At 67.8% G+C, this 2700-nt stretch carries 3 protein-coding genes; all 3 read right to left on the bottom strand.

The features are described 5' to 3' along the window. Positions 1 to 121 (bottom strand): hypothetical protein (locus tag HMPREF1138_RS11225; RefSeq protein ID WP_009056572.1); only part of this gene is annotated, 121 nt, incomplete at its 3' end. 131 nt (positions 122 to 252) lie between these two features. Then, a complete protein-coding gene (locus HMPREF1138_RS03435; protein ID WP_009056567.1) occupies positions 253 to 1725 on the bottom strand; it encodes a hypothetical protein in 1473 nt (490 codons plus the stop codon). Positions 1726 to 1739: 14 nt separating this feature from the next. Further along, on the bottom strand, positions 1740 to 2417 hold the full coding sequence (locus HMPREF1138_RS03430) for a potassium channel family protein (RefSeq protein WP_009056570.1): 678 nt from the start codon (positions 2415 to 2417) through the stop codon (positions 1740 to 1742). Positions 2418 to 2700: the final 283 nt, after the last annotated feature.

Here is a 2700-nt window from a genome sequence, read left to right as displayed (position 1 = left end):
CCGAGGCCTGGCCCGCCTGGTCGACCGTGCCCCACGCCCCGCACTCGCGGCACTGGCCCACCCACTTGGGGGAGGTCCACCCGCAGTCGGAGCAACGGTAGGTGATCTTCTCTTTCGCCATGCCCCCACGGTAACGCGAGGCACCCACATCTGCGTCCCGCCCGCGCGACCAGAGGCGCCTCCCGCGCGAGGTACGCGACTGCCTCCTCCGGTTGAGAACGCCCCACCATATGTGACGGAGGGTGCTCCACGTCAAGGTGCGGTGCCCTGACCATCCCGAGGGGTCAGGCGCTCGCGGATTTCGGTGATCAGTCGTTTGGCGCCCCAGTGGGGTGGGCGCGACGTGGGGTCGACGCGGCGCAGGAGCGAGGGCGTGTGGTAGTGCCACTTGTCTTCGGATTCGCCGACGATGCGTGCGCTCAGGCGTGCCGATCCGAAGAGCTGGCCCGTCGTGGTGGCTTCGAGGAGGACGCCGCCCTGGTCGGTGACGTCCACCCACACGTGCGGCCCGGGCCCCGGGACGAAGGAGGCGGGTCCGGGGAAGAGGACGTCGACAGCGCGAGGGTCGGGCGCCTCGGCGTGGACACGTCCCTGCGCGGTGATGACGACGGGGACGCGCGTGCCCGAGGGCAGTTCGATGAAGTCTTTGTGCCAGTGTTCCTGCCGGGTCCCTCCCCAGGGGAGGCGGAGCTCCTCGAGGGGCCCGGGGGTTGGTCGTGCGGGCGCGATCATGGATTCGTGGGCGTAGGGGCCGGTCTCCGAGGCGGGAATGTCTGCGTGGAATCCGCCTATCTCGTCGCCCCACATGCCGGCTTCTTCGATGGCGGGACTCCAGGGCGCGTGGACGCTCATCGCCGCCATCGTCTCACCGTTCGCGTCGGGGTGCAGGCTGGTGACGACGCCGGTGAGACCCCAGTGGAGGACGTGCGTCGTGCACACGAGGGTGTCGGTTGTCGCCAGGTCGACGACGCCCCACGCGTTGACCGTCACGCCGGACTGGGAGAGCGCGGATCCGAGCATGCAGCGCAGCACGCGGCGGTCCGTCGCGTCGGCCAGGGCGCGGCGCCGGTCGATTGGTCGGACGGGAACCCAGCCATGGCCTCGTGCAAAGGTGCGTTCGAAGATCGTCGCGAGCGTCGAGAAGTCGCCCGGGTTGCCGAGTCCTCCCCAGTGCCACAGCCCGTTCGTCTCCGCGTTCCAGTGCGCGAGGACGCGCGAGTTTCCCTCTTCGTCGACGGCTTCGATGCGGGCGCCGGGCAGGAGGGTCATGGGTTCGCTCGAGTGCCACCAGGGGGCCGAGGCGGGGGCGGCGCCGGGCGGGTCCTGTCGGGTGAGGGTGGCTTCGATGTCGGGGAGGACGTCGAAGTGCAGCAGATAGACGCACGAGGAGCGTTCCTCGTTCCCGGTCGTGTCCGTGGCCGGTGGGAGTCCCTGCGCGTTGGGGGGCGGGCCCGTGAAGGAGGCGAGGGTGCCGGACTCGCAGAGCCAGCCTAGGTCCATGAGCTGGAGGATCGCGGACGCGGTGGGGCGGCGCGGGAGGGCGTCTGCCGGGAGGAAGAATCCTTGGGCGTAGGCTCTGCAGAATCCGCCTTCCGTCGCGTTGGTCAGGTAGGCGCGGGCGCGGCGCGGCGTCAGGAGTTGGACGTAGCGGGTGGGCGCGTGGGGGATTTCGGTGAGGGACCGGTCCTGGTCACGAGGCCGTGGCCGGGTGGGGGAGTCGGGCATGGGCGTGGGGCAGGTCAGGGCCTGTTGGCGAAGTACTCCAACAGGTGCGAGTCGCCGGAGACGATGATTTCGTCGTCCGCGTTGATGCGCGTCGAGGCGTTCGCGTATTCGAACCGCTGCTTGGGTCGGCGAATCGCCAGGACGTTGACGCCGTAGCGGCCGCGCAGGTCCAGTTCCTCCAGCGAGAAGCCGTGCACTTCTTTGGGTGGGCGAAGCTTCATGATGGAAAAACCGTCTTTTTCCATCTCGATGTAGTCGACCATGCGTCCGCCGACGAGGTGCGCGGTGCGTTTTCCCGCGTCCAGGTCGGGGTAGACGACGTGGTGGGCGCCGACGCGGCGCAGGATGCGCCCGTGCTGGGAGGAGGTTGCCTTGACCCAGATGGAGGAGATGCCCATGTCGACGAGGTTGGCGGTGATGAGCACGGCGGCCTCAAGGGAGGAGCCCACGCCGACGACGGCGCTGCGGAATTCGCGCGCGCCCAGCTGCTCGAGGGCGTCCTTGGAGGTGGCGTCAGCTTCAACCAGGGGGAAACGACCCGCGAAGGCTTGCACGCGCGCGGGGTTCTTTTCGACGGCCAGGATCTCGTAGCCGAGCTGGTCCTGTGTGACCGCGACGGCGGACCCGAAGCGGCCCAGTCCGATGACGAGTGTGCCCGACTGGAGGTCTTTTGACTCACGTTCTTCTGTCATGCCTCCATTGTTCCCTCCCGTGGTGCTGCGCGCGAACTGTGTGAGGGTGAGGCGTGGGCGTCTCACCTGTCGGCGTGGGCCCGGTGCGGTGACGATAGATGCTGATGAATAAGAGGCGTGTTCGTGTCAGTGGGCGTCGGTATTGCGAAGCGCGGTGGGATATCTGAGGGGAAATGTGCCAAAAGGTTAGACTTTTGGTGGGTTGTGTGGTTAGACTGGCGTTGCAATTAGGGCGTTCCCGTTGTGGGGGCGTTCTCCCATCGATGATCTGGGAGGAAATATG

The organism is Actinomyces sp. ICM58 (genome assembly GCF_000283035.1).
Lineage (GTDB): Bacteria > Actinomycetota > Actinomycetes > Actinomycetales > Actinomycetaceae > Pauljensenia.
The sequence above is the reverse complement of the archived record's forward strand: the minus strand, read 5'-3'. Positions and strand labels throughout refer to the sequence as shown.

Bases quoted from the DNA above. Each gene is read 5' to 3' on its own strand.
- HMPREF1138_RS03435 (WP_009056567.1), bottom strand. From the start codon at position 1,725: ATGCCCGACTCCCCCACCCGGCCACGGCCTCGTGACCAGGACCGGTCC.
- HMPREF1138_RS03430 (WP_009056570.1), bottom strand. From the start codon at position 2,417: ATGACAGAAGAACGTGAGTCAAAAGACCTCCAGTCGGGCACACTCGTC.